Here is a 19,617-nt window from a genome sequence, read left to right as displayed (position 1 = left end):
ATGCCGCCGAAGCCGCCGCCTTCGAAGCCAAGAATCCTGATCGTGCTGCATCAGGAGAATTCGAGCCCCGGGCGCGTCGGCCACATGCTTCTCGAAGAGGGTTTCGATCTCGACATCCGCCGTCCGCCGCTTGGCGATGCCTTGCCAGAGACGCTCGACGGCCATGCCGGGGCCGTGGTGTTCGGCGGGCCCATGAGCGCCAATGACGAGGACGAGTTCGTCCGCCGCGAGACCGAATGGCTTGAGGTTCCGCTGCGGGAGAATCGGCCGCTGCTGGGCATCTGCCTTGGTGCGCAGATGCTGGTCAACCATTTGGGCGGCAGGGTCGAGGGGCATGGCGAAGGGCTGGTCGAGATCGGCTGGTATCCGTTGAAGGCGACGGAAGCGGGCCAGAAACTGATGCGCTGGCCGGAAATGGTCTATCAGTTCCACCGCGAAGGTTTTTCGCTGCCGAGCGACGCGACCTTGCTGGCGACCGCCGAGACCTATCCCAACCAGGCTTTCCGCTACCGCGACAATGCCTGGGGCATCCAGTTCCATGGCGAATTGACCAGGCTGATGATGCAGCGCTGGGTGGTGCGCGGCGCGCACCGCTTCGAACTGCCGGGCGCCCAGCCCGGCCGCGACCATCTCGGCGGCCGGCTCATCTGGGACATCCACCTCAAGCGCTGGCTGGACGAGTTCCTGGTGCTGATTTTCGGCGGCCGACGGCGCGGTGGCGGCACAACCATCCCCTGATGGCGGGTCGTTTAACGCCTGCTAGTTCGAAAACGTCACGCTCACGCCGCGCTGGCGAAAATAAGCCTGCATCAATTTGCGGCCCGAGCGGTTGTTCTGCGCCAGTTTGGTGGGATCGAACACCGCCTGCTTCATCCCCTCTCGTGCCAGCGCTGCCTTAAGCGTCGCGATATGGGCGTCGAGATCGGCATTGTCCGCTCGCAGCGACACATAGATACTCTCGGTTGCCTCGGCCACGGTCGGTTCGCTCACAGGTATCGTCCTTTGGTTGGTCGGGCGGCGGCTTAGCACAGATTCGCAGCCCGCCGATACCGGTGGACCTGAATTCGATGCCCCGTCAGTTTCGTCCATTGAGGTGCCGCACCCTTCGGAGCGCCGGGAACAGGTAGGCCCACAGGCCGGCAACGGCGATGGCCCCGACGCCGCCGATGACGACGGCCGGCACCGTGCCGATCAGCGCCGCCATGGTGCCGGCGCGGAATTCGCCGAGCTCGTTGGAGGCGCCGACGAAGACCTGATTGACGGCGTTGACACGGCCGCGGACATGATCGGGGGTCCAGAGCTGGATCAAGGTTTCCCTGATGTAGACGCTGAACATGTCGGTGGCGCCGAGGAAGGCCAATGCCAGGATCGACAGCCAGGCGATGGTCGACAGGCCGAACAGCACCGTAAAGGCGCCGAACGCGGCCACGAAGCCGAGCATGATCAGGCCCGCGTGGTTTCGGATAGGATGACCAGCGAGCCAGATGGCGACACAGATGGCACCCACCCCTGGCGCCGAGCGCAGCAAACCAAGCCCCCAGGGGCCGAGTTGCAATATGTCGCGGGCATAGATCGGCAGCAGCGCCGAGGCGCCGGACAGGAGCACGGCGAAGAGATCGAGCGAGATGGCGCCAAGCACGATCTTCTCGCCCCAGATGTAACCGAAGCCGGCGAACAGGGTCTGCATGGTCGGCTTGTCGGTCTCGCTGCGCTGGGCCGGCCTCGGTATGGTGAAGATCAGCAGCCCGGCGACGAGCATCAGCGCCGTGGCCGTGCCATAGGCCACCTCGGCCGATACGCCGTAGAGCAGGCCGCCGGCGACCGGCCCGACGATGGTCGCCGTCTGCCAGGCCGACGAGTTCCAGGCAATGGCGTTGGCGAAATCCCGGGGCGGCACCAGATTGGCGAACAGCGACGACGAGGCCGGTCCGAAGAAGGCGCGGGCGATGCCGAACATGGCGAGCACGATGAAGATTGGCAGCGGACCGCTGATACCGCGCAGGGTCAGGATGAGCAGCGCGAGCGCGCAGATCGCCTCGAGTAGCACCGCCAGCGCCATGATCACCCGGCGGCCGAAGCGATCGGCAACGACCCCGGTGACCAGCACCAGGAGCAGCGAAGGCAAGAACTGGACGATGCCGACAAGGCCGAGATCGAGCGGGTCGCGGGTCAGGTCGTACATCTGCCAGCCGACCGCGACGGACACGATCATGGTGGCGAATGTGGTGAGGAAGCGCGCCGTCCAATAGCTCAGGAAGGAGCGATGGCGGAACGCGGCATAGCGCTGGTCCGGTGATATCTGTTCGGAGGTCATGGAACGAGGCCCCGTTAGAAGGATGGAGGCCGGCGGGGCACTTCCACGATGGATGCTGGTCCGGCCGGGGAACCCTTTAGCCCAGTTCGACGTATGACGCGCGCAAAAAAAAGGTTCTGGATCAAGGATTTTCTGATGTGTTCCATCGAACGCACACGAAACTCACCCACAAGACCCAGCGGGACAGGAAAGCCTATCGGGTGTCTCGAAGACCTTCCCCGTCGTTCACGCGATGGCCTTGAAAGCCGATCAATGAGCAGCATTCTTTCGGCCTGCCCACTGGCCTGGCCGAAACCTACCAATACATTGGGTTCTGGCGATAATGCCGAGCGTCATTTTACCCCTTTATATCGTCGCCCCTTGTGAGAACTGGAATAAATAGACCATTTTATTTTGGAATAGCGCGAAAAGCGTAGGTGTAACCAGCAATCTTTTTCTGACTCCTTTCTGCCAATTGCATTTAAGTACTTGCTAATCAAGGAGGGTGCTTACTGGATTATTAAGCATTTTCAAAACAGAACTCAAGATCTGGCAATTTCCCCTTGCTAGCCGGCTATATCGGTTACAACCTATGGATACATCAACCGCGCCGGCGGATCGTTGGCATGCTTGGGCGGATGGGCGCTAGGCATGGAGAGGGAAATGGACATTCGCCAAGGCGGCTCCCGCTGGGAGCGTTCCCTCGACTTGGGCAATTGCGACAGCCGGCCGCAAAGTCGTCGAATGCATGGGCCACAGCCCGGGCCTTTCGTGGTCCGCGAAGCTTTTTGTCCTCTTCGGATCGTCCTCCGATCGACGGACGAACCTCTGCCGCCGGGGAGCGAGGAGAATAAATCATGAAACATATAGTTTATTCGGTTATCGCCAGTGTTTTACTGGCGGTCGCCGGCTGCACCACCGACGATCAGACCATCGACACCAGGCCGCAATACGACAAGCAAGGTAATCCCAATTTCGATACGCGAGGCAGATACATTGGCTGCCATGGGATCGGATGCAAAGTCGATGACCCTGATGATGGGGATCAAAGCATCGACGGCAGGCCGCAATACGACAGGCAAGGCAATCCAAATTTCGATACGCAGGGCAACTATCAGGGGTGCAATGGCATTGGCTGCCAGGTCGATGCGCCTGACGATGACGATTCGTCGGATGACGGCGATTCCGACTGACAGCCACACTCCGTGAAGGAAGAGGAAACCACCTATGTCTGAACTCGGCGACTTGGTTCGACGGCACGCCAAAATCCTCACGATCGGGCTGGCGGGGTTGATACCGGCATCTGCTTTCGCGAACGATGCCTGCGACGGCGTCAAGGTCGAAGTGACGAAGGCGCGCAAACAGGAATATGCACCGCTCGTCGCTTCGGCGATGGACAATAAGTTCAAGCCCGCCCGCGCCAAGTTCATCACCATCTTGGAAAGCGGCAACTGGAGCGCCGCGTATGTCTCCACGCCTGTTAGTGATGACGGCGTGATGTTCTTCCAGACTGTCGACGGAAGGAAGCAGTTTCGTGACGTATGGGGCGGCTATGCCGATCCATCGGAAAAGCCTGAACTGGTATCCTGGGCGAAGAAGCTTGGAGCACCGGAAAAGCTGGCCAGGTGCTTCGCCGAAACCGTTACGGAATGACGATGCCGCTCATCTGCAACGAGGACGAGAACCGATGAGAACCGCAATTCTGACCGCCGCCGTGGTTCTGGCCATGCCGGCTTTCGCTTTTGCAAAGGACAAGTGCGCCGACGCCAAGGATCAGGCCACCATGGACCAGTGCGCCGATGCTTCGTTCAGGAGATCCGACAAGAAGCTCAACGAACTTTACAAGCAGATCGAAACCCGCCTGAAGGACGACGCGGATACCAAGAAGCTTCTTGTTCAAGCGCAGCAGGATTGGATCAAGTTCCGCGACGCCGAGTGCAATTTCCAGACCGCGGGAGCGGCCGGAGGCAGCATGGTCCCCATGCTCCTCTCGATGTGCATGGATGGCCTGACGCAATCCCGGGTCAAGGATTTCGAGGGTTACCTGAACTGCAAGGAAGGCGATCTGAGCTGTTCCGTTCCGGCAGCGAACTGAGGTTTTCGACATGCCTCCAAGGCGGGTGGAAAATCATGCCCTCAGCGCGGCGGAGATGGCATCGAGCCCGCCCTGCAATTGTGCCTCCGTCGGCCAACCAAAACCGATGCGGAAGAAGCGCTTCGGCATTTCGAACCAGTGGCCGGGCCCGACATAGGTGCCATGGCTCTCCAGCAGGGAGCCATAAAACCGGTCGAGGTCGAAGCCGGGCTCGACGTTCAGACGCGGGAAGCCGACGACACCGCCCTCGGGCCGCACCCAGCTGACCAGCGGCTCACCGTCGACCCACGCCTGGACGATGTCGCGGCGCCTGGCCATCTCAGGCAACAGCCTGGCGAGGAAGGCGTCGCGACGTTCGAGCATGCCGCGCGCAATGCCCTCGTCGATGACGCTGCCGCAGATGCCGATCTGCTCCTTGGCGGCCAGGAATTTCTCCTGGAGGCCCGCATCCCTGGTCACCAGCCAGCCGATGCGGATGCCGGGAATGCCGAAGGCTTTCGACAGCGACGAGACGCTGATCGCCCGCTGGCTCAGCGAAGCTGCCGGGGGCAGACGTCTCCCATAGGAGAGGTCGCGGTAGGTCTCGTCGACCAGCAGATGGCAACGGCGGCTTTCGGCGAGCGCTATCAACGTGTCGAGATCGGCACGAGACAACATGGTTCCGGTCGGATTGTGCGGACAGGTGACGCTGATCAGGCGGGTGTTGGGCTGGATCGCCGCCTTGAGGCGCTCGACGTCGATGGCGAAGCCGTCCTCGAAGGCGAGGTCGACAAAGCTGATGGCACAGCCGATCGCCCTCGGGGTTTCGATGTTGGTGGCGTAGTTGGGGCGGACGACGACGAGATGGTCGCTTGCCGACAGAAGCGACGTGGCGACGATGAACAGCGCGCCGGCCGCACCCGCGGTGATCAGCACATCATCTGGCGAAACGCCGGCATCCTGCGCCGCGATCAGCGCGCGCAATCCCCTGTCCCCGCGATGCTCGCCATAGAAGAGCGTAAGATCGGGCAGCGACAGGCCGAGGTCGGAGAGCTTCTGGTCGGCGATCGAACTTTCGGAGAGATTGTAGCGGATGCGGTCGTAGCCGTATTCCTCCGGCGCCTCTTTCTCGATCACCATCCTGGTATAGTTCATGGCTTCCCCCGAGGCCTGTCTGGCTCATCCAAGCCACAAAAGCATGAAGCCTGCCAAGACGAAATCGCCGGCAGGCCTCCATCAACCAATTGGCTCAGCGCCGGAATGCGCGCTCAGGCCGAAACCTTGGTTTTCCTGCCCCTGGCAGGCGCTTTCGGGGCGGCGGCCTTGCGACCGAGACCGATCGACTTCGCCAGTTCCGAGCGCGAGGCCGCGTAATTGGGAGCGACCATCGGATAGTCCGACGGCAAGCCCCATTTGGCGCGGTAGGCGTCCGGCGTCAGGCCGAAATGCACGCCCAGATGACGCTTCAGCGATTTGAACTTCTTGCCGTCCTCCAGGCAGATGATGAAATCCGGCGTCACCGACTTCTTGGGGTTGACCGCCGGCACGAGCGGCGCCGTCACGGGAGCGGCCGGCTGGCCGAGCCCGCTGATCGACGCGCTGACGCTGGCGATGAGGTCTGCCAGGCCGGAGGCGGGCAGGCGGTTCTTCTCGACGTAAGCCGACACGATATGGGCGGTCAGCTCGAGAAGGTCGATATCCTTGCGAGCGTCGTTGCTGTCGTCGGTCAATCTATTTTCCTCCGTCTATGGCGTATGGGGCCCGAAATCGGCACGGTTTCGGATGGGATGATGCGCAAAGTCAAAGTGCGGCGGCGTCTTTGCGCGTCCCGCGCGGTGCGTCGCGATGTAGTGCGCCGGAATTCCTAGTCGGCAAATCTGCACAATGCAACGACTTGGCACGGCGTCGCACATTATTTTGAATAACTATACTGAACTGTAATACTATCAGACGATCAGGGCCTTGTCTCGCCACAGACGAAATCCGCCTTCGAAGGCGCGTGTGTTGTCGCCGCGCCTGCTGTCGGCGGGCAAATCGTCGAGCTTGTCGACATTGCCGCCGCCGATGACGACATAATCGGGCTGCATGGCGGCGCGCAGCCGCTCGACGACGTCGAAAACGGATTTGCGCCACTTCTTCTTGCCGCGTTTCACCAGGCCGCGTTCACCGACATAGTCCTCGAAGCTCTTACCCTTCTTGTAGGGGAGATGGGCGAGTTCCATCGGTTGGGCGACGTTGTCGACGATCATCGCCGCACCCAGGCCGGTTCCCAGCCCCAGGAACAGCATGCGACCGCCCTCATAGCTGCCGATGGCCTGCATCAGCGCGTCGTTGACCACCTTCACCGGTTTGCCGAACTGCGCGGCGAAGTCGAAGCCGGCCCAGCCCTTGCCGAGATTGGCGGGATCGAGCAACGGCCTGTTGTGATGCACCGGGCCGGGATAGCCCATCGAGACGACGTCGTAGGAGAGCCCGTCGGCCAGCACCTTCACCGCATCGATCATCTGCTGCGGTGTGAGATCCGGCCCGGAATCGGCGCGGTGCTCAGTGCCGCCTGCGCTGGTAAGGATCTTGATGTGCGAGCCGCCGATGTCGATCGACAGCACGGTCGGGTCGCTGCTCGCCGTTTTCGGCCTTGCCGTCCTGGCCATGCTGCCGTCTCCCAGCCTATTTCGATGGATTGATCCAGCCGTTCGGCGGCCCGAAGCCGTTCATCGCCTCGGCCGGCCCCCAGGTCTTCGGTTCATAAAGATGCGGCGGCGTGGTGTCGCCGAGCACCGGCCCGACGATCCGCCAGGCGAGCTCGCTGGCGTCCTGGCGGGTGAAAAGCTGGCCATTGCCGTTCATGGCATCGCCGATCAGCCGTTCATAGGGCGGCATGTCGCCCTTGCTGTCGTCGAGCGCCGTCAGTTCGACCTGCTCGCCGATCATGTCGTCGCCCGCCGCCTTGCGCTGCGCGCCGATCGAGATCGCCACCTGCGGGTCGATGCGGAAGCGCACATAATTGGCGTCGTTCGGCTTGATCGGGTCGAAGACATCGAGCGGCGGCCGCTTCAGCCGCACGATCACCTCCGTGGCATGCACCGGCATGTTCTTGCCGGCGCGGATGAAGAACGGCACGTCCCGCCAGCGCCAGGTGTCGACGAGGAAGCGCACCGCGGCGAAGGTTTCGACCGGCGAGTTGGGCGCCACGCCGGGCTCGGCGAGATAGCCGTCGAACTGGCCGCGCACGATATCGTCCTTGGTCAAGGTGCGGATCGCGCGCAGCACCTGCACCTTCTCATCGATCAGGTCGTCGGCGGAACGGCCGACAGGCGGTTCCATCGCCAGCAGCAGGAGGATGTTTAGCAGATGGTTCTCGATCACGTCCCTGACGCAGCCGACCTCGTCATAGAAGCGGCCGCGCCCGTCGATGCCGAAATCCTCGGCCATGGTGATCTGCACGCTCTCCACGAAATTGCGGTTCCAGATCGGTTCCAGGAAGGAATTGGCAAAGCGGAAATAGAGCAGGTTCTGGATCGCTTCCTTGCCGAGATAGTGGTCGATGCGAAAGATCGACTGTTCGTCGAACACCAGATGCAGCACCCGGTTCAGCCAGCGTGCCGATTGCAGGTCATGGCCGAAGGGCTTTTCCACCATCAGCCGCGCGCCGCGCGCCGTGCCCGATTGCTCCAGGCCCTGCACCACCGTCTCGAACATGGTCGGCGGCACCGCCATATAGTGCAGCGGCCGCTGGGCGGTGCCCAGCGCGCTCTTCAGTTTCTCGAACGTCGCCGGATCGCGATAGTCGCCGCTGACATAGCGCAGCAGCGAAGCGAGCTTGGCGAACACTTTCTCGTCGATCTTGCCGAGCGCATTGACGATGCCGTCACGCGCGCGATCCTGCAATTTCTTCAAATCCCAGGCGTCGAAGGCGACGCCGATTACCGGCTCGCTGAGCGTCCCCTTGGCGACCATGGCGTAGAGGGACGGAAATATCTTCTTGTGGGCGAGGTCGCCGGTTGCCCCGAAGAGCACCAGCGTGTCGGACCGTTCCTGGCTCATGAGTGCGTCTCTCCTGTCGCCGTCACGAGCCGGCCTTCGGTTTTTCGACATGGCCGCCGAAGGCATAGCGCATGGCCGACAGGAGCTTGTCGGCGAATTCGGATTCGCCTTGCGAGGAGAAGCGGTCGAACAGGGCCGAGGACAGCACCGGGGCCGGCACGCCGGTGTCGATGGCTGCCTTCAGCGTCCAGCGTCCCTCACCCGAATCCGAGACCCTGCCGCCGAACTGGGTCAGCGCCGAATCGGCTTTCAGCGCGCCGGCCGTGAGGTCGAGCAGCCAGGAGCCGATGACGCTGCCGTGCCGCCAGACTTCGGCGACCTGGGGGAGGTCGATGTCGAACTGGTAATATTGCGGGTTTTCCAGCGGGCTGGTCTCGGCGTCGGCCGAACGTTGCCGTTTGCCGGCATTGGCCGACTTCAGGATGTTCATGCCCTCCGCATAGGCCGCCATGACGCCGTATTCGATGCCGTTATGGACCATCTTGACGAAATGTCCGGCTCCGCTAGGCCCGCAGTGGAGATAGCCGAAGGGCGCGGTTCCGGCGTCCTTGGCCGGATTGGCGCCGGCGTCGGCGCCCGGCGCCAGCGTGGCGAAGATCGGATCGAGATGCCGCACTGCCTCGTCTGGGCCGCCGATCATCAGGCAGTAGCCGCGCTCCAGCCCCCAGACGCCACCGCTGGTGCCGACATCGACATAGCTGAGGCCCTTGGCCGCGAGTTCAGCCGCCTGGTCGACGGCGTCGTGATAGTAGGAATTGCCGCCATCGATGATGATGTCGCCGGGTTCCATCAGCGCCGCCACCTGGTCGGCGATCTTGCCGGTGATCGCCGCCGGCAGCATCAGCCATGCGCTGCGCGGCTTGGCGAGCTTGCCGACGAACTCCTCCATCGAGGCTGCGCCGATCGCGCCGTCCTTGACCAAGGCGGCGACGCTTGCCGGGTTGATGTCGTAGACGACGCATTCGTGGCCGTCGCGCATCAGGCGCCGGACCATGTTGGCGCCCATCCGGCCCAGTCCCATCATTCCGATCTGCATGGTCTCGTCCTTGTGTCTTGAAGAGGATCTGGTGGGAAGGATCTACACTCTGTCCTGTTCACCAATGATGACGGAGAAGTCGACATTCTCCCAATCGCCGCTGCCGGGCCAGAAAAAAGTGAAGATCAGCGTGCTCCCCTCGGGCAGGCTGGCGACCGGCAGATCAGCGAGGTGGATGCCGAGAGCATTCTCGCTGGTCGCGCTGTCATGCACGGTCGCCCAATTGTCGACGCTCCAATGAACGGTTGCCTTCGCCAGAAGCTCGAGGCGCATTGTCTTGCCGGCCGGCATGGAACGGACCTTGTTGTTGAAGCGCCATGTCCGGAATGGCGAGACGGTCTTTTTGTCGATATAGCGTTCGACGCCTTGCGGCGGCATGTCGAACACCGCGCCGTCACGCAGCGAGCGCAACAGCTTGATGTGTTCGGAATGCGCCCAGACCAGCGGCATGGCGCTGCCCGAGGGCTTGCCGTGCAGCAGTTCGCGCTCGGGCAGGTCGGCACCGTCCCAGACCTGCTCCGGCAACAGGCCGCCCGGCCCGGCCGAGCCCTCCATTGCCGCGAGCAGCGAGGTCGCCTTGTCCTTGCGTCCGGCCGCCAGCTCGTAGTGGGCCCGTTCGCCGGCGAGCAACGGCCAGGGGCGGCCCCGGCCGGTGCCGTCGAACGGCGCGCCGTCCTCGTGCTCGCCATAGCCGTCGCCGGTGTAGCGATACCAGAGCGACCCCTGCGGCAGTTGCCGGCGCAGCTGCGTGTCGATGACCTTGACCGTGTCGATGATGCGTGGATCGTCGACTGCCCTGAGGCCAAAGCGCACCAGCGCCAAGGCGTCTGGGCTGACGATTTCCTGGGCCGGCCGGGTGGCATCGCCGGGCGGGCGGTTCTTGATCGGCACATAGCCGTCCTTCGGCGAACCGGCCTCGGCGCTGTCGGGCGGTGCGATGCGGACATAGTAGCCGGTGACGCCAACCGCCTCGCAGCTTGCCGTACCGGTGACATAGGTCCAGCGCTCGACCTGGTCGTTCCAGCCGTCGGCGGTTTCGCGCAGATAGCTTGCCGCGTCCTGGTTGCCGCAGGCCTCCAGCATATCCGCGGCGGCAAGCAGCGCCGCGATCTCGACGGCGAGCGTGAACGGGCTGTAACCGGCGTCCTCCTCCCAGCGGTCCTCGCCGGTGACGGGTCCATTGCGCACGACATAGGCTGCGGCGCGCTCGATCATCGGCAGGAAGGCAAAGAGCCTGGCGCGCGGCAAATGGCCTTGGCGCCGCAGCGCATCGGCCAGCAGCAGCGGAAAGGCGCATTCATCCATCTGGATGCCCGGCCAATAGGCCGATCCGTCGAGCCAGGCGTTCTGCGGCCAGTGGCCGTCCGGCTGCTGGATGGAGCGGAGATAGTGGAGGGTTTGCAGGGCCGAGGCGGCATCGCCGGCGGCGAGAAGGCCGCCCGCCGTTTCGACCAGATCGCGCGGCCAGACCAGATGGTAGCCGCCGAGATCGTCGTCGCCCTTGTCGAAGCCCCATGGGATAGACAGGCTGGCGACCGCCGCGCCCGGCATGAGCGATGACCGGTGCGCCGCCAGGACGGCGGTGGAGATCCTGTAGCTGTTCACTCCGGACGCGCCATGGCGATCCAGTCGCAGCAGACCCGCCTGCCATTCGCGCCATTCTTCGACGTAGGACGTTGCCGCCGCCGAGAAACCCTGCCCGAGACTGGCGAAGGCGTTCCGAGCAGCGTCTTCGGGCGTCGCCCCGAAGCCCAGCGCCAGCAGGGCTTCGGAGCTGTTGGCGGAAAACCCGATTTCGCCGGTCAGCGCGACATTGCCGTCCTCGGCTCGCTGAAAGGCTGGATCGAGTTGGCCGGTGTGCTTGAGTTGCTGCCAGCCGTCGGAGACGCCGACATATCCGGCCGAGCAGTTCCGCCAGGGCAGCGATGAGGCCAGCGCCAGACAGGTGCCGCGGCCCGAAGCAAACAACACAGGCTCTCCCCCATGGTCGCCGACCCAGGCGGTGTTGCCCATGCCTGCATTGACCAGATGCGGCGCCAGCAAGGCGTGGACGCGGTAGTCGCCCGGCGCGCCCTTGAGCGGAGTGAAGGCGATCTCCTGCAGCAAGGTTGGTCGCGCCGGGTCGGCCAGGATGCGCTTTTCGATCCGGTAGGCGCCGTCATCGGCGGTGTTGATCAACCTGTAGGCGGGCACGCCCTCTTCGAATGGTTCGATGCCGTGCGCGGCATCGCGTTTTTCTTCCGAGAAATATCCGTTTGGGCCGGTCACGATCAGGCCGAGGTCGCGCGTGCAGGCACTGTCGACACGGGGATAATAGATTTCGTTCAGGATGCCATGGCTGAGCGTAAACCAGACGCGGCTCGACGGCGAAAGCGCCGCGCCGACGCCGCTCTTGGCGCTCGACGTCCAGCGCGCCGGAATCCCCGGGGCGCCTGCGGGAACGATCGGCGTCACTGCCATGCGTCTGCGGCCTCCTGCCCGCATGCCTAGCCTATCTGTCGAAGCCATTTCAATCGACGCACTTGAAGTTGATCGCCAGCCCGCCGCGGATTGCAGTTGACAGCTTGCCGCCCTTCTGCACTTTTGTCTGACAATAGATAAAAAACAGGAACGCGAGCCCGAAACTCATCATCAGCCAGCAAGACCAGCAACTCTTTGGGAGGAGTATGACATGAAGAAACTGTTCGTTCTGGGCACCCTTGCAATGGTGCTCGCCGCCGGTACGGCTTTTGCCGACACCAGCGGCAAGAAGATTGCTTTCTCGAACAATTACGCCGGCAATTCGTGGCGGCAGGCGATGCTCGACAGCTATGACGCCGTCACCAAGAAGGCGGTGGCCGACAAGGTGGTCGGGGCCGCCGATGTCTTCACGACGGCCGACAAGGAAGTGCCGACCCAGGCCGCCCAGGTGCAGAACCTGATTCTGCAGGGCTATGACGCCATCGTCATCAACGCCGCCTCGCCCGACGCGCTGAACGGCGCCATCAAGCAGGCCTGCGACGCCGGCATCGTGGTCGTCTCCTTCGACGGCATCGTCACCGAACCCTGCGCCTACCGCGTCGTCGTCGACTATAAGGACATGGGCAAGCAGGAAGTCGAGCATATGGCCAAGTTCCAGCCCAAGGGCGGCAACCTGCTCGAGATCCGTGGCCTCGCCGGCACCTCGATCGACGACGCCATCCATGCCGGCATCCTCGAAGGGGTCGCCGCCCATCCCGAGTTCAAGATCGTCGGCTCGGTGACCGGCGACTGGGACCAGACGACGGCGCAGAAAGCGGTGGCGACCATCCTGCCCTCGCTGCCCGACATCGTCGGCATCGTCGACCAGGGCGGCGACGGTTATGGCGCGGCGCAAGCCTTCGCCGCAGCCGGCAAGCCTCGCCCGACCATCATCATGGGCAATCGGCAGGACGAGCTGAAATGGTGGAAGGAACAGAAGGAAAAGGACGGCTACCAGACCTGGTCGGCCTCGATTGCGCCCGGTGTCTCGACGCTCGCCTTCTGGGTGGCGCAGCAGGTGCTCGATGGCCGCAAGGACATTCCGCACGACCTGCTGGTGCCGTATCTCGCCTTCACCCAGGACGATTTCGAAGCCGCGTTGCCGAAAATCAAGGAGGGCGGTGTCGCCACCCACGAATACACCCAGGAAGATGCCATCGCGGCCATCAAAGCCAATATCAAGTGAATGTCGCACACGCGTTGCCGTGCACATCGCCGACCGGATATCGTTGAGCATGCCTGAAGGGAACGCGGACATCATCAGATTGAGCGGCGCCGAAAAACACTTCGGCGCCGTTCGCGCGCTGGGTGGGGTGGATTTCCATGTCGGGCCCGGCGAGTGCGTCGGCCTCGTCGGCCACAACGGCGCCGGCAAATCGACGCTCATGCATATGGTGGCGGGCACGCTGGCGCCCGACGGCGGCACGATCGGCGTGCATGGCGGCTCCGAGGGAAATTACTCGGTGTCGCGGGCGCAGCAGCTCGGCATACGCTGCGTCTTCCAGGAACTGTCGCTGTGTCCCAATCTCAGCGTCGCCGAGAACACGCGCATCAACCACGCCTCGCTCACCGGCTTCGGCTGGCGGCGCAAGGCGGCCGCGCTGATCGCGGCCAAGCTGGACGAAATCTTTCCGGACCATGGCATCTCGGCGGCCGACATCGCCGGCGACCTTTCCATCGGACGGCGACAGATGGTGGAGGTGGCGCGCGCGTTCACGCTGACCCGCGAGCCGTTGCACCTGGTCATCCTGGACGAGCCGACTTCCTCGCTCGACGCGCACACGGCGGGCCAGCTGCTTGCCTTCGTGCGCCGCTTCGTCGCGTCGGGCGGCAGCTGCATCCTGATCTCTCACGTGCTGGGCGAAGTGCTGCAGAACGCCGATCGCATCGTCGTGATGCGCGACGGCAAGGTTGTCGCCGCCGACGCGGCGAACGCCTTCGACCGCGATAGGCTGGTCGCCACTATGGGCGGTGCCGAAGCACATCACAGGGCGCCCACCGAAACCCGGAAAGCCGAGGCCGGCCCGTTGCGCGTGCGTGCCCGGCCGGTGCGGCAGCAGGACGGCAAGGAGCTGGTGGCCCGCGCCGGCGAGATCATCGGACTTGCCGGCCTGGCCGGGCATGGCCAGACCGACCTGCTGCTGACGATTTTCGCCGCCGCGTCCCGCGCCAAGGCCGGTATCGAGGTCACCGCACCGGTGGCGCTAGTGGCCGGCGACCGCCAGTCGGACGGCATCTTTCCGCAGTGGTCGATCGCTGAAAATATCGGCATCCGCTCGCTGGCACGGCTGCGCAACGGGCTGTTGATCTCGCCGCGGCGCGAGGCCGAACTGGCCGGGTTCTGGCAAAAGAAGATCGGCATCCGCACGCCTGATATGAACAACAACATCTTTTCGCTGTCGGGCGGCAACCAGCAGAAGGCCTTGTTCGCCCGGGCTCTCGGCTCCGATGCCGGCATCGTGCTGATGGACGACCCTATGCGCGGCGTAGACATCGGCACCAAGCTCGAGGTTTACGATCTCGTGCGCGAGGAGGCCGGCAAAGGCCGCACCTTCCTCTGGTACACCACGGAAACGGAAGAACTCGACAATTGCGACCACGTCTATGTTTTCAAGAACGGCCGCATCGTCGCCAATCTGACGCGCGACGAGCTGACGGAAGAAAAGATCATCCAGTCCTCCTTCGGCGACGCGGCCTGAGATGACGGCCGTCTCGGTTCAAAACGGTTCAAAGACTTTCGGGAGCGGAGCGGCGCGCGCCCGCCTGCTGCGCGGGCTGCTGCCGGCGCTGTCAATGGCGCTGGTGCTGCTCGCCATCGCCTGGCTCAATCCGCGCGCCATCAGCTATTTCGGCTTCGGCCTGATGCTGAACCTGGCGATCCCGATCGCGCTGGCGACGATCGCGCAGATGTTCGTCATATCGGGCAACGAGCTCGACCTGTCGATCGGCACCTTTGTCGGTTTCGTCGGCTGCGTCACCGCGACCTGGCTGAAGGACGCGCCTCTCATCGGTGTGGCCGTCCTGCTCGCATCGATCGGCGTCTATGCATTGCTCGGCGCGCTGATCCACCTGCGCAATTTGCCGTCGATCGTGGTGACGCTGGGCATGAGTTTCGTCTGGCAGGGGCTGGCCATTCTCGTCCTGCCCAAACCGGGCGGCAAGGCGCCGGACTGGCTGCTGGCGATCATGGCGTTCAAGCCGCCCTTCGTGCCCTTCCCCATCATCGCGGCGCTGGTGATCGGACTGATCGTCCATTTCGGGCTGATGCGCACCTCCTATGGCGTGATTCTGCGCGGCTCGGGCGGCAACCCGGCCGCGCTCAAACGCGCCGGCTGGTCGCTGCTCAAGACCAAGGTCGTATTGTTCGCGCTGACGGGTCTGTTCGGCGTGCTGTCCGGCATGGCGCTGATCGGCATCACCACCTCGGCCGATGCCAATATCGGCAATGGCTACACGCTGCTTTCGATCGCCGGCGTCATCCTCGGCGGCGGCGAATTCGTCGGCGGCCGGGTGTCGCCGATCGGCGCGGTGATCGGCGCGCTGACCTTGGCGCTGGCGGCATCGCCGCTGCTCACCTTCATGCACATCCCGCCCGACTGGCAGGTAGCGGCCAACGGCGCCATCCTGATCATCGTGCTGGCGGCGCGGGTGCTGATCAGCCGCAGGGAGAGGTAAGCGATGACATTGCTGAGGTCGCTGACCGCCAAACCCTGGATCTGGTCCTTCATCGGCGCGCTTGTCGTGTGGCTGGCGACGATAGCCTTCACCGGCGGCTATGGCGCCGGCGGCATGGTCACCGCCGGGCTGTCGCTGGCCGTTTTCACCGTCATCGTCGGCGTCGGCCAGATGTTCGTCATCACGCTTGGGCCGGGCAATGTCGACCTGTCGCTGCCGGCCAATATCGGCCTAGCCAGCGCGGTGGCCATGAAGGTGATGGGTGGCAGCGATGCCATGATCGTGGCCGGCCTGCTGGCCGCGCTTGCCTGTGGTGCAGCAATCGGCGTCGCCAACTATCTGCTGATCTGGGCGCTGCGCATTCCGCCGATCATCGCCACATTGTCGGCGAGCTTCATCATCCAGTCGATCGACATCAGCTACGGGCGCGGATTGCAGATCAAGCCGCCGCCGGGTTTTGCCGATTTCGCCAACCGGCAGGTTCTCGGCATTCCGGTGCTGGCGGTTCTCACCGTGCTGTTCACCCTCGGCGCGGCCCTCGCCTTGCAGCGTATGATCTATGGCCGTTCTGTACTGGCGATCGGCCAGAACATCCGCGCCGCCTGGCTAGCCGGCGTCGACGTCGGCCGCGTCCGCTTTCTTACCTACACGTTGTCAGGGGCGCTCGGCGGCATCGACGGCGCGCTGCTCGCCGGCTATTTCCGCGGCGCCAATGTCGATATCGGCAACGAGTATCTGCTGGCCTCGATAGCCGTCGTCGTCATCGGCGGCACGTCGGTGGCCGGGGGCAAGGCCAACGTGCCAGGCGTCTGGGGCGCGGCGCTGTTCCTGGTGCTGCTGCTCACCATGCTTAACACGTTCGGCGTCAGCGCCGGCGTGCGCCTGCTTTTGACCGGGCTGATCATTGTCGGCGTGATCACGGCGGCCGGTGGGGAGAAGGCGGTGCGGTGATATTCGTGCCTTCGTTCCACCGCAACTCGCCAGCTGCCGCCCTACAGCCTGTCCTGACAAGCGTTGTGCCAGTGCGACACGCGGTTCCCATTCGCGGCGCGGCCTAGTAAACCCTGCCGATCGCAGCCGGTCTCGGGAGGTTCAGCTTGTCCAGTTTCGTCGGCGTCACCAGGGACAACGATGTCGCCATCGTCACCATCGACAACCCGCCGGTCAACGCGCTGAGCTTCCATGTCCGAGAGCCGCTGATGCAGGCGCTGGTGGCATTGCGGGACGACCCTTCGGTCGCGGCCATCGTCATCGCCTGCGCGGGCCGGACTTTCGTGGCCGGCGCCGACATCACCGAATTCGGCAAGCCGGTGCGGCAGCCTGAACTCCGCGCCATTGTGGCGACGCTGGAAACGATCGCCAAGCCTACGGTTGCCGCCATCCACGGCACCGCGCTCGGCGGCGGGCTGGAGCTGGCGCTCGGTTGCCATTTCCGCGTTGCCGATGCCGCCGCCAGGCTCGGCCTGCCCGAGGTGAAGCTCGGCCTGCTGCCGGGCGGCGGCGGCACGGTGAGGCTGCCGCGCCTCGTCGGCGCGATCAAAGCGCTGAGGATGATCGTTTCCGGCGCGCCGATCGGTGCTGATGAGGCGCATGAAGCCGGACTGGTCGATGCTGTCTTCGACAGTAACGTGACCACCCATGCCGTGAACTTCGCCAGGGAGATCGCCCGCAAGGGTGGTCCGTTCACGCCGGTGCGCGATCGCGATGACGAGATCAAGAAAACCGATATGGCGGCCTTCGATGACGAGGCTGCTGCTCTTACCCGAAAAGCGCGCGGCCTCGAAGCGCCGATCGCCTGTGCGCAGGCGGTGCGCAACGCCGTCACGCTGCCCTTCGACGAGGCGCTGGCGTCGGAGCGCGCACTGTTCGTGAATCTGGTCGCCGGTGATCAGTCGCGGGCGCAGCGGCATCTGTTCTTCGCCGAGCGTGAGGCGGCAAGGATTCCTGACAAGGATCTCGTCAAGCGCAGGATCGCCCGCGTCGGCGTCATCGGCGCCGGCACGATGGGCGGCGGCATCGCCATGGCCTTCGCCAATGGCGGTTTTCCAGTCACCTTGTTGGAGACCAGCGAGGAAGCCATGCAGCGCGGGCTCGGCATGATCGACAAGAACTATGCCGTCTCGGTCTCGCGTGGTTCCTTGACGGAAGACGCCAAGCGGCAGCGGCTTGCCCAGTTCACCGGCTCGATCGACTACGCCGACCTCGCCGATTGCGACCTGATCATCGAGGCGGTGTTCGAGGACATGGCTGTGAAGAAGGAGGTGTTCGGCAAGCTCGACGCCGTGGCCAAGCCGGGCGCCATCCTTGCCACCAACACCTCCTATCTCGACATCGATGAAATCGCCGCCTCGATCTCGCGCCCGCAGGATGTGCTGGGCCTGCATTTCTTTTCGCCGGCCAACGTCATGAAGCTGCTGGAAATCGTGCGCGCCGAAAAGACCGCGCCCGATGCGCTGGCGACTGTGGTCGATCTGGCACGCCGGATCGGCAAGGTCGCCGTCGTGGTCGGCGTCTGTCACGGCTTCGTCGGCAACCGCATGCTGGCCGCGCGCGGCTCCGAATCCGAAGCGCTCCTGCTGGAGGGCGCGACGCCAAGCCGGATCGACAAGGCGTTCACCGATTTCGGCTGGCCGATGGGGCCGTTCCAGATGGGCGACCTCGCCGGCCTCGACATTGGCTGGCGCAACCGCAAGGCCCGCGGCCAGACGGCGGTGATCGCCGACACGCTGTGCGAACAGGGGCGTTTCGGCCAGAAAGCCGGTCGAGGTTTTTATCTCTACGAGAACGGGTCACGTATGCCGACCCCAGACCCGCAAGTCGAGGCGCTAATTCGCGACAAGGCGGCAGAGAAGGGCATCGCGCCGCGCGAAATCAGCGCCCAAGAAGTCATCGAGCGCACGCATTACCCACTGATCAACGAAGGGGCGAAGATCCTCGAAGAAGAGATAGCCGCCCGCGCCTCCGACATCGATGTCGTCTGGGTCAACGGCTACGGCTTTCCCATCGGCAAGGGCGGGCCGATGTTCTGGGCCGGCCTCGAAGGCGCGGACAAGATCGTCCAGCGGCTCGAATATTGGCATCAGCGGACGGGCAAGGATGTCTTCAAGCCGGCGCCGCTGCTGAAGCAGATGGCCGAGACCGGTTCCTGGGAGGCTGGCGCAAGAACCTGATCGAAAGGCCGTGGATTTATCTTGTCCGCGCGTCGATGATCTCGACGAAGCGGGCGAAGAGACCGGCCTGCGACTTGATCTTGAGCTTGCGGTAGATGTTGCGACGATGGACCTTCACCGTCCCCGGCACGATGCGCATGGCCCTGGCGATCGATTCCGTGGAATGCCCCTGCAGCACCAGGTCGACGACATGCTTTTCGCGCGGCGTCAGCGACAAGCTCTTCCAGATATGGGCGCGGTCGAACTCGTTGACCTGAGCGATCGCATCGTCCTGCCTGGCCTCGACAGGCTCGTCGGCGGGAAGGGCGGGCCAGCGCAGCCTGGCGAAGGCAATCACCGCCGGCGCCATGTCGCGCAGCAGCCTGGCGTCGGCGGTTCCGAACGGACCTGAAGCGCTGAGCCGCATCAGCGAAAGCACCAGTGCATCCTTGCCCGGCAGCGGCACGAAGAAGCCGACCTCCTCGGCCAGCCTGGTCTGGCTGTAGTAGGAGCGAAAATATTCGCTGGCATAGAAGCGGTCGGGCGCCAACTCCCGCATGCGCCAGAACCCTTCCTTGCGTTCGACCGCCGCGTGATGGAACGGGTCGAGCAGATAGGGTCCTTCCTGGTAAAGCGCGACGAAGACATGGCTCTCGGTCGCAGAGAAGGTCTCGAACAGCAGCGGCGGACGGGCAGCGCCGCGGTAGCCGAAGATCACGCAATGATCGAAGCCGACATGCTGCCGCAGCCACGCGACCATCGCTTTGCCGAAGAGGTCGCCGCTCGTCTCCCGCGTCGCCGCGACCAGCGCGGCGAGCTGGCTGTAGTCGTCGCTGCGGGACATCCA

At 64.1% G+C, this 19,617-nt stretch carries 18 protein-coding genes; 9 read left to right on the top strand and 9 right to left on the bottom strand.

All coding sequences use genetic code 11. The features are described 5' to 3' along the window. Positions 1-738: a glutamine amidotransferase gene (locus LB566_RS16005; RefSeq protein WP_224625106.1), complete on the top strand. Its 738-nt coding sequence runs from the start codon at positions 1-3 to the stop codon at positions 736-738. A 21-nt stretch (positions 739-759) separates the two neighbouring features. Here LB566_RS16005 and LB566_RS16000 read toward each other — a convergent pair whose 3' ends face one another. Both LB566_RS16000 and LB566_RS15995 read right to left on the bottom strand, forming a co-directional pair. Next, a complete protein-coding gene (locus tag LB566_RS16000) occupies positions 760-990 on the bottom strand; it encodes a hypothetical protein (RefSeq protein ID WP_140492627.1) in 231 nt (76 codons plus the stop codon). An 85-nt stretch (positions 991-1,075) separates the two neighbouring features. Continuing rightward, positions 1,076-2,314 (bottom strand): MFS transporter, encoded by a 1,239-nt coding sequence (locus LB566_RS15995; protein ID WP_224625105.1) that lies wholly within the window; start codon positions 2,312-2,314, stop codon positions 1,076-1,078. A gap of 836 nt (positions 2,315-3,150) precedes the next feature. On the opposite strand from LB566_RS15995, the gene LB566_RS15990 reads away from it, so the two are divergent. From LB566_RS15990 to LB566_RS15980, 3 genes are read left to right on the top strand one after another with little or no spacing between them, the layout of a single operon-like run. After that, a complete protein-coding gene (locus LB566_RS15990) occupies positions 3,151-3,486 on the top strand; it encodes a YgdI/YgdR family lipoprotein (protein ID WP_224625104.1) in 336 nt (111 codons plus the stop codon). A 34-nt stretch (positions 3,487-3,520) separates the two neighbouring features. After that, positions 3,521-3,946, top strand: a complete 426-nt coding sequence (locus LB566_RS15985; protein ID WP_224625103.1) for a hypothetical protein — start codon at positions 3,521-3,523, stop codon at positions 3,944-3,946. Positions 3,947-3,980: 34 nt separating this feature from the next. Further along, positions 3,981-4,388, top strand: a complete 408-nt coding sequence (locus LB566_RS15980) for a lysozyme inhibitor LprI family protein (protein ID WP_224625271.1) — start codon at positions 3,981-3,983, stop codon at positions 4,386-4,388. A 33-nt stretch (positions 4,389-4,421) separates the two neighbouring features. Here the strand turns inward: LB566_RS15980 and LB566_RS15975 are convergent, their stop codons facing one another. From LB566_RS15975 to LB566_RS15950, 6 genes are all read right to left on the bottom strand, one after another. After that, on the bottom strand, positions 4,422-5,522 hold the full coding sequence (locus LB566_RS15975; protein ID WP_224625102.1) for an aminotransferase class I/II-fold pyridoxal phosphate-dependent enzyme: 1,101 nt from the start codon (positions 5,520-5,522) through the stop codon (positions 4,422-4,424). Positions 5,523-5,635: 113 nt separating this feature from the next. Beyond that, positions 5,636-6,097 (bottom strand): MucR family transcriptional regulator, encoded by a 462-nt coding sequence (locus tag LB566_RS15970; RefSeq protein ID WP_224625101.1) that lies wholly within the window; start codon positions 6,095-6,097, stop codon positions 5,636-5,638. Positions 6,098-6,313: 216 nt separating this feature from the next. Continuing rightward, positions 6,314-7,018, bottom strand: a complete 705-nt coding sequence (locus LB566_RS15965) for an ROK family protein (protein WP_224625100.1) — start codon at positions 7,016-7,018, stop codon at positions 6,314-6,316. A gap of 16 nt (positions 7,019-7,034) precedes the next feature. Further along, on the bottom strand, positions 7,035-8,411 hold the full coding sequence (gene zwf / locus LB566_RS15960) for a glucose-6-phosphate dehydrogenase (RefSeq protein WP_140550673.1): 1,377 nt from the start codon (positions 8,409-8,411) through the stop codon (positions 7,035-7,037). Positions 8,412-8,433: 22 nt separating this feature from the next. Further along, positions 8,434-9,447: a phosphogluconate dehydrogenase (NAD(+)-dependent, decarboxylating) gene (gene gnd, locus LB566_RS15955; protein WP_224625099.1), complete on the bottom strand. Its 1,014-nt coding sequence runs from the start codon at positions 9,445-9,447 to the stop codon at positions 8,434-8,436. A gap of 42 nt (positions 9,448-9,489) precedes the next feature. Further along, positions 9,490-11,907 (bottom strand): glucan 1,4-alpha-glucosidase, encoded by a 2,418-nt coding sequence (locus tag LB566_RS15950; RefSeq protein ID WP_224625098.1) that lies wholly within the window; start codon positions 11,905-11,907, stop codon positions 9,490-9,492. A gap of 211 nt (positions 11,908-12,118) precedes the next feature. On the opposite strand from LB566_RS15950, the gene LB566_RS15945 reads away from it, so the two are divergent. From LB566_RS15945 to LB566_RS15925, 5 genes are all read left to right on the top strand, one after another. Beyond that, positions 12,119-13,132: an ABC transporter substrate-binding protein gene (locus LB566_RS15945; RefSeq protein WP_140550670.1), complete on the top strand. Its 1,014-nt coding sequence runs from the start codon at positions 12,119-12,121 to the stop codon at positions 13,130-13,132. Between the two features lie 49 nt (positions 13,133-13,181). Beyond that, positions 13,182-14,645: a sugar ABC transporter ATP-binding protein gene (locus LB566_RS15940; protein ID WP_224625097.1), complete on the top strand. Its 1,464-nt coding sequence runs from the start codon at positions 13,182-13,184 to the stop codon at positions 14,643-14,645. A gap of 1 nt (position 14,646) precedes the next feature. Further along, positions 14,647-15,621 carry an ABC transporter permease gene (locus tag LB566_RS15935; protein WP_224625096.1) on the top strand — a complete coding sequence of 325 codons (975 nt, stop codon included), beginning with the start codon at positions 14,647-14,649 and terminating at the stop codon, positions 15,619-15,621. Between the two features lie 3 nt (positions 15,622-15,624). Beyond that, on the top strand, positions 15,625-16,572 hold the full coding sequence (locus LB566_RS15930) for an ABC transporter permease (protein WP_224625095.1): 948 nt from the start codon (positions 15,625-15,627) through the stop codon (positions 16,570-16,572). Between the two features lie 146 nt (positions 16,573-16,718). After that, a complete protein-coding gene (locus tag LB566_RS15925) occupies positions 16,719-18,791 on the top strand; it encodes a 3-hydroxyacyl-CoA dehydrogenase NAD-binding domain-containing protein (protein ID WP_224625094.1) in 2,073 nt (690 codons plus the stop codon). Positions 18,792-18,807: 16 nt separating this feature from the next. Here LB566_RS15925 and LB566_RS15920 read toward each other — a convergent pair whose 3' ends face one another. Next, the gene (locus LB566_RS15920; protein ID WP_224625093.1) at positions 18,808-19,614 is read right to left on the bottom strand and encodes a response regulator transcription factor; all 807 of its coding nucleotides are present in this window, start codon (positions 19,612-19,614) and stop codon (positions 18,808-18,810) included. Between the last annotated feature and the right edge of the window lie 3 nt (positions 19,615-19,617).

The organism is Mesorhizobium sp. CA13, from assembly GCF_020165235.1.
GTDB lineage: Bacteria > Pseudomonadota > Alphaproteobacteria > Rhizobiales > Rhizobiaceae > Mesorhizobium.
Note: the sequence above shows the minus strand (reverse complement) of the source record. Positions and strands in the feature narration are given on the sequence as shown.

Excerpts from the sequence above, each read along its gene's own strand:
- LB566_RS16005 (WP_224625106.1), top strand. The coding sequence starts at position 1 with ATGCCGCCGAAGCCGCCGCCTTCGAAGCCAAGAATCCTGATCGTGCTG.
- LB566_RS15995 (WP_224625105.1), bottom strand. The coding sequence starts at position 2,314 with ATGACCTCCGAACAGATATCACCGGACCAGCGCTATGCCGCGTTCCGC.
- LB566_RS15990 (WP_224625104.1), top strand. The coding sequence starts at position 3,151 with ATGAAACATATAGTTTATTCGGTTATCGCCAGTGTTTTACTGGCGGTC.
- LB566_RS15985 (WP_224625103.1), top strand. The coding sequence starts at position 3,521 with ATGTCTGAACTCGGCGACTTGGTTCGACGGCACGCCAAAATCCTCACG.
- LB566_RS15980 (WP_224625271.1), top strand. The coding sequence starts at position 3,981 with ATGAGAACCGCAATTCTGACCGCCGCCGTGGTTCTGGCCATGCCGGCT.
- LB566_RS15975 (WP_224625102.1), bottom strand. The coding sequence starts at position 5,522 with ATGAACTATACCAGGATGGTGATCGAGAAAGAGGCGCCGGAGGAATAC.
- LB566_RS15965 (WP_224625100.1), bottom strand. The coding sequence starts at position 7,018 with ATGGCCAGGACGGCAAGGCCGAAAACGGCGAGCAGCGACCCGACCGTG.
- zwf (WP_140550673.1), bottom strand. The coding sequence starts at position 8,411 with ATGAGCCAGGAACGGTCCGACACGCTGGTGCTCTTCGGGGCAACCGGC.
- gnd (WP_224625099.1), bottom strand. The coding sequence starts at position 9,447 with ATGCAGATCGGAATGATGGGACTGGGCCGGATGGGCGCCAACATGGTC.
- LB566_RS15950 (WP_224625098.1), bottom strand. The coding sequence starts at position 11,907 with ATGGCAGTGACGCCGATCGTTCCCGCAGGCGCCCCGGGGATTCCGGCG.
- LB566_RS15945 (WP_140550670.1), top strand. The coding sequence starts at position 12,119 with ATGAAGAAACTGTTCGTTCTGGGCACCCTTGCAATGGTGCTCGCCGCC.
- LB566_RS15940 (WP_224625097.1), top strand. The coding sequence starts at position 13,182 with ATGCCTGAAGGGAACGCGGACATCATCAGATTGAGCGGCGCCGAAAAA.
- LB566_RS15935 (WP_224625096.1), top strand. The coding sequence starts at position 14,647 with ATGACGGCCGTCTCGGTTCAAAACGGTTCAAAGACTTTCGGGAGCGGA.
- LB566_RS15930 (WP_224625095.1), top strand. The coding sequence starts at position 15,625 with ATGACATTGCTGAGGTCGCTGACCGCCAAACCCTGGATCTGGTCCTTC.
- LB566_RS15920 (WP_224625093.1), bottom strand. The coding sequence starts at position 19,614 with ATGTCCCGCAGCGACGACTACAGCCAGCTCGCCGCGCTGGTCGCGGCG.